A 5,959-nucleotide genomic window follows, 5' to 3' on the forward strand; every position below is an offset into this window, starting at 1 on the left:
GGGGTGAAGTCCTTCGTGTTGTCGAACTTCGGGGCCTCGTTGCCCAGCAGCACCTCGCGCTTGTGGCGCTCCTGGCCCTTGTCCATGGCCTTCACGCGCTGGAGGCCCGCGCGCACGCGCTCGTAGGTGACGTCGTTGGGGACGACGTCCAGGCGCAACAGGCCTTCGGACAGGTAGGCCGGCGGCTCGCGGTCGAAGGCCAGCTGGATGCGGGTGGAGGTGGCGCGTGAAATCAGCGCCTTCGCCGGCTCCTTCACCTCCGCGCGGCGGGGCAGCACCGCCACCAGGTCGCCGTTGGACAGGCGCGTGGGCAGCCTGCCCCGGTCCGCTCGGGCGAGCGTGAGGAGGATGCGGCCGCCCAGGCCCACCTCCTCCTCGACGGTCTCCAGGTCCAGCACGGACAGGCCCTGCTCCTCACGTTCGCGCAGGGAGAGCCCCTGCGCGAGCGCGGTCATGCGGGCCTTCTCGGCCTCGCGCTCCTGGGCGAGCAGCGAGCCGAGCTTGTCGAAGAACGAAACGTCACGGGCCATGCCCCAGGTCATGCCATCCCGGGGCGCCCGCCGTCACGGCCCGTGTGCCGGACTGTCCTCCCGTCCTAGTTGCAGGAGTACGTGTACGAGGACGGCGTGCTCCAGGTGCCGTCCGGGTTGATGTTGCGCACGGTGTAGCCGCTCGCCGGGTAGGCCGTCGTCCAGCAGTCGCGGGCGCGCACGTCGTTGCGCAGGGCGGTGCCCAGGTCCCAGTTGCCGCGGCGGCGCTGCTTCTCGTACGCGGCCACGCGGTCCACCGCCTCCACCCAGGTGGAGTCCGAAGCCAGGATGTCGCGGCGCTTCTCCAGGAACTTCTGGAGCCACGCGCTCTCCGTGATGCCGTTGTAGCCAATCACCGGCGCCACCTGGCCGCTGTTGCCCAGGGCCGTGTTGGCCTGACGGATGATGGCCTTCATGCCGTCGAAGCCGTGGTTGATGGACGCGTCGTAGAGCGCGGCCTTGGTGAGCGCCTGGGTGAGGCCCCACTTCGCGGCTTCGGTCATGGTGGGCGTGTAATAGAGCGCGTCGCTCACCTGGTCCTGGCACTGCTTGAAGTCCGCCTGCGTGGCGGCGGTGTTGAAGCTGGCCGCCCAGTCCGCCCTCCAGTTGCCCACCGCATCCAGCTCCGCCGTGGACGCCTGCGACTGGCCGGTGGACAGGAAGCGGTTGTTGATGACGGTGAGCGCGTTCCAGTACTTCGCCAGGCGGTTGCCATTTCCTTCCGTGCGCAGGGCCCGGTAGCACTGCACCACCTGGATGGCGTCACCCGTGCCGGTGCAGAAGCCCGCGCGCCCGTTGGTGTAGCCGCGCCCGTCCTGGATGTTCTCCGAATAGGCGTAGTCCAGCGTGGGCGTGTCGTTCTCCCAGATGCTCGTCAGCCCTTCGGCCACCTTCTTCTGGCTCGCGGTGAGGCCGCTGCCGCCCGGGGACGTGCCGCCGCAGCTGTCGGACTGGACCTTCACGTTGGCCGCGGTGAAGGACACGTTGGAGTTGGTGGAGTAGTTGAACGTGTAGGACGCGCTCACCGCCACCGTCAGCGACGACGTGCGCGTGAAGGTGCACGTCCGGCCGGACTGCGTATGCGTCCAGCCGGGTTGATCATCGTCACACGTCACGCCGGAAGGCACGTCCAGCGCGATGACCGGGTTGGCGATGGCCACCGTCCCCGTGTTCTTGAACACCAGCGTGCCCCAGTAGTCCGGACCGTTGTACGTGTTCGTCGTCACCGAGTGCGTGCACGCGCCCAGCGCCTGCGCGGCCTCGGCCAGCGCCGTCGCGTCCTCCGCCGCGCCGCAGCCCGTGGCCAGCGCCACCAGCCCCACCGTCATCCACGTCCGAAAACCTGTCATGTGCCTGCCCCACCTGGGAAAATTGATAGAGCAGGAATACTTGGATTCGCGGCGAACCGCCAGCGGCGCTCAGCCCGGCGCGTCCGGCAGTGGAAGCACGCGCCACAGCTGCGGCTTGTCGTACTGGGGCGGAATCATCCCCAGCGGCCAGCCCTCCGCCGTGAGCTCCACGTACTGGTACCCACGCCCCCCGAAGGGGATGCGGGTGCCGGTGCCGGGCAGCCCCACGCCGATGGCCGCGTGCGCGAGCGCGTCCGAGTAGAGCATCACGGCGTCCACGCCCACCTGCCGCAGCAGCATCAGCGCCAGCACGGCCTTGGAGTCACAGTCGCCGCGGTCCTGCGCGGGCACCAGCCCGGGTGGGACGATGCCGAAGGGCTCGTCTCCGGGCAGCTCGTAGCGGATGCGGCGCACGAAGCCGAGGATGAGCTCGGTGGCCTGCGCCGCGTCCAGGTCGCGCTCGCGGATGGAGGTGGCGAAGCGCTCACCCAGCACGCGCACCGGCTCCGCGTTGCTGCGCATCAGCTCCGCGTAGATGCAGCGCATGTCCGTGCCGCAGCCCGGCGGCGCCACGTAGGTGAAGCGCTCCGGGCCCATGGCGCGGTAGCGCAGCCGCACGCTGTAGTCGCGGTGCGCCTGCTCCAGCCCGCGCTCCAGGTCCTCCCCCAGGCCGTAGGCCACCTGCTGCCGCGCGGGCTCCATGCCCTCCACGCGCCAGTCATAGGCCTTCGCGCGCTCCGGGGGCGTGTCCTCCGGCACCAGCACGGCGCCCAGGTCCGTCCGCGCCTCCTGGGGGTCGGCCGGGGGGACCTCCACGCCCGGAGGACGCGGAGGCTCCGCGAGCCGGCCCGCCTTCCGGGCCACGACGACCTCCCAGCCGGCGAAGACGAGCAGCGCGCCCACCAGCACCAGCGACAGCAGCGTCTTCCACGAGCGCGCGACCATGGCGGTGGTTCAGGCGGGCGCGCGCAGCATGCCGGTGGGCAGCTGCGGGAAGGGGATGAGCCCGTTGAGCGCGGCCTGCAGGCCCGGCGCGGTGAGCAGCGCGATGACCAGCAGGAAGGCGCACAAGAGGAGCGCGGCGGCGATGTTGCCCTTGCGCACCTCCGCCAGCTCCTCGATGCCCGGCGTCATCTTGTCGAAGAGCCGCACGCCCAGGGCGAGCACCGCCACGCCCACCGCCAGCGACAGCCCCACGTGCACCATCGCCAGGGCCAGCAGCTGGAGCACCGAGCCCGCGGATACGGGCGGGTTCTGCACCGCCAGGTCCACCGCGTCACTGGTGGCCTTCAGCGCGTGCTGCACGAGCAGGCCCAGCGACACGAGGCTGGTCGCGTGCACCAGGCCCGCGGCGACGTTGCCCTGGCGCAGCTCCTCCACGGGGTGGCTGTCCAGCAGGCGGCTCAGACCGCGCATGCTCAGGCCAATGCCGAGCGCGGCCACGAGGCCGCCGAGAACGACCTTCACGAGTCCGACGGCGAAGAGGGTGAGGTCCATGGGGCGGAAGGGACTGTAGCGGAAGTCCCCCTCGCCGCCACGGCTCATGGCTCATCCGCGCGGCCGGCCATCCTTCACACGGCGGCTGAGCGTCCAGGCGAGGGCGAGCAGCGCCACCCAGCCCACCGCCGACGACGCGTCGCCGCCCACGGAGCAGCCCAGGCCCTGGCGCATGTCGCTCGTCGGGTCGTACTGCACGGTCACGTGGAAGTTGCAGAGCGCCGCGTTGCCGGCCGCGTCCATGGCGGTCACCTGCACGGCGTGCAGGCCCGGCGCCAGCGGCGTGCCCACGACGGGGCTGTAGGCGATTTGCGTCGCGGAGACGCTGTCCTCGGCCAGGGCCTCCGGGTACTCCGCGCGGGCGCCGGACATCACCGCGGTGGTGAGCGTCTGGTCCTCCGGGCAGGTGAGCGTGGGCGGGCGCGAGTCACGCACGCGGACCTGGATTTCGCAGGTGCTGCTGTTGCCGGCTTCGTCGGTGCTGACGACCTGCACGCGGGTGAGGCCCAGCGGGAACAGGTCCCCGGACGCGTGCGTGCTGGTGACGGTGACCTTGCTGGAGAGGCTGTCCACGGGCGTGAGGTCCGGCCAGGACGCGTGCGCGCCCTCGGGGCCTTCCGCCTCCACGCGGACCTCGTTCACCTTGCAGGCTTTGGAGGGCGCCTCGTTGTCGCGCACGGTGACGGGGAAGGAGCAGGTGCTCTGGTTGCCGGACATGTCCAGGGCCGTCACGTTCACCTGGGTGGTGCCCAGGGGCAGCGTGCTGCCGTTCTGCGGGCTGTAGGTGACGACCACGTAGTTCTGGCTCGTCTCATCCACGATGCCCAGCTTCGGGTAGTAGAAGGTGACGCCCCGGGCCGACTGCGCGCTCACGGTGAGCGCCGCCGGGCAGCTGTTCATCGCCGGCCCCGTCATGTCCAGCGACGTGAGCACCGTCGTGCAGTACGTGAGGCGGCCCTGCGCATCCCCGGCCTGGTAGGTGATGATGACGGGCTGGTGGAGCGGAAGCAGGTAGCCATCCACGAAGTTGTTCTTGAGCCACGCCCGCTCCGGCCCGGTCCGCAGCTCGGGCTGCAGCTTGAGGTTGAAGTAGTCGGTGCCCTCCGGACGGTTGGAGGGCACGTTCCGGGTGGCCGGGCACACGAAGGTCGGCGCCGCGTCATCCCGCTCCAGCCGCCACAGGGCGTTCGGCGTCCACGCGTCCCCGCCCACCGTCAGGAGCGCGCCCTGGAAGGGCACCAGCCCCGAGGGCGCGCTCGGGTTGCCAGACGGCAGCCGCGTCTGCCGGGTCGTGCCCGGGAGGGTCCCGTCCGTCATCCACAGCTCGTTCGCCCCCGCCGGCGTCGTCAGGATGAAGGCGAGCCCGCCCTCCCAGGCGGTGGCGCCACGGATGAACTCACGTCCCTGCGGCAGCGGGCTCGGAAGGCGCCGGGTGCCCTCCGGGGTGCCGTCCGTCACCCACAGCGAGTCCCCGGAGACCAGGTCCTGGCCCACGATGTAGAGCTGGCTGCCCACCGGGATGAGCTGCGCGCTGGTCCCTCCGAACGCCTGCCAGGACTGCTTCATCAGCGGCCGGGTGCCCGCCTCGGTGCCATCCGTGCGCCACAGCGCGATGCCCTCCGGCAGGCGCGTGAGGAAGAGCGCCCGGTCCCCCAGCGCGGTGAGGTTGAAGATGTGGTTGCCCGCGTCGGGGCGCGGAAACGCCGCGACGTGCACGGTGCCCTCCGCCGTGCCATCCGTCTTCCAGAGCGAGTGGCCCATCTGCTCGTGCTGGGCGGCGAAGTAGAGGGTGCTGCCCACGGCGGTGAGCTCCCGGGGGAAGGCGCTGGCCGGACCGGGCTGGAGGTCCCGCACCATCCAGGTGCCCGCCTCGGTGCCATCCGTGCGCCACAGCTCATCCCCCTGGGGGCCCAGCGCGCTGAAGAAGACGCTGTCCCCCGCGCGCACGAAGCCGCTGGTGAGCAGCGACGCGGGACCCGGGGCAATGTCCTTGACCGGCACGGTGCCCGCCTCGGTGCCGTCCGACTTCCAGAGGTCGAACTCCGACGTGCCCATGCCCGACGGCGCGAAGAGCACGACGTCCCCGAACGCGATGACCGGCGCCTGGGGCGACAGGCCGTAGGCCGGGCCAGGGCTGAGCTCGCGCGTGAGGTGCGTTCCCTCGCGCGTGCCGTCGCTCGTCCACAGCTCGCGCCCGGTGTCGTCCGTGGTCGCGGTGAAGAACAGGCGCTGCGACGTGGCGCGCAGCGAGTTCAGGTCGATGTGCATGGAGGGCGGCAGCCACTCCTGCAGCGACCGCGTGCCCGCCGTCGTGCCATCGGTCATCCACAGCTCGTTGACCGTCCCTCCGTCGGGCCGGCGCGCGCCAGAAAGGAAGTACAGGCGCCCGTTCAGCTCCACGGTCGAGTGCGACGTGAAGTACTGGGGAGCGAGGACCAGGTGGGGATCAGCGGCGGCGTCCGTCACCCGGCGCACCGTCATCGGATCCAGCGCCGCGGGGGCGCCCTGCGCGAACGCCGGGCCCGCGCCCACCACCAACGCCAACGCCGAAAGCCATGCACGACCGCTGACCGTCCCCATGCC

The 5,959-nt window shown here is 71.3% G+C and carries 4 protein-coding genes and 1 pseudogene; all 5 read right to left on the bottom strand.

The genetic code is table 11. The annotated features are described in order from the left end of the window. Positions 1–530: pseudogene (locus tag D7X55_RS34270) on the bottom strand (AAA family ATPase); the annotation flags it as partial. A gap of 65 nt (positions 531–595) precedes the next feature. Next, positions 596–1,879 (bottom strand): chitosanase, encoded by a 1,284-nt coding sequence (locus D7X55_RS34275; RefSeq protein WP_121725251.1) that lies wholly within the window; start codon positions 1,877–1,879, stop codon positions 596–598. A 69-nt stretch (positions 1,880–1,948) separates the two neighbouring features. Beyond that, a complete protein-coding gene (locus D7X55_RS34280) occupies positions 1,949–2,824 on the bottom strand; it encodes a hypothetical protein (protein WP_120551372.1) in 876 nt (291 codons plus the stop codon). Positions 2,825–2,833: 9 nt separating this feature from the next. Continuing rightward, positions 2,834–3,424: a DUF350 domain-containing protein gene (locus tag D7X55_RS34285; RefSeq protein WP_233610239.1), complete on the bottom strand. Its 591-nt coding sequence runs from the start codon at positions 3,422–3,424 to the stop codon at positions 2,834–2,836. Positions 3,425–3,427: 3 nt separating this feature from the next. Then, positions 3,428–5,959 (bottom strand): HYR domain-containing protein (locus D7X55_RS34290; RefSeq protein ID WP_233610240.1); only part of this gene is annotated, 2,532 nt, incomplete at its 5' end.

Origin of the sequence: Corallococcus sp. AB049A (assembly GCF_003668885.1) — a bacterium.
In the GTDB taxonomy this organism is placed as follows: domain Bacteria; phylum Myxococcota; class Myxococcia; order Myxococcales; family Myxococcaceae; genus Corallococcus; species Corallococcus interemptor.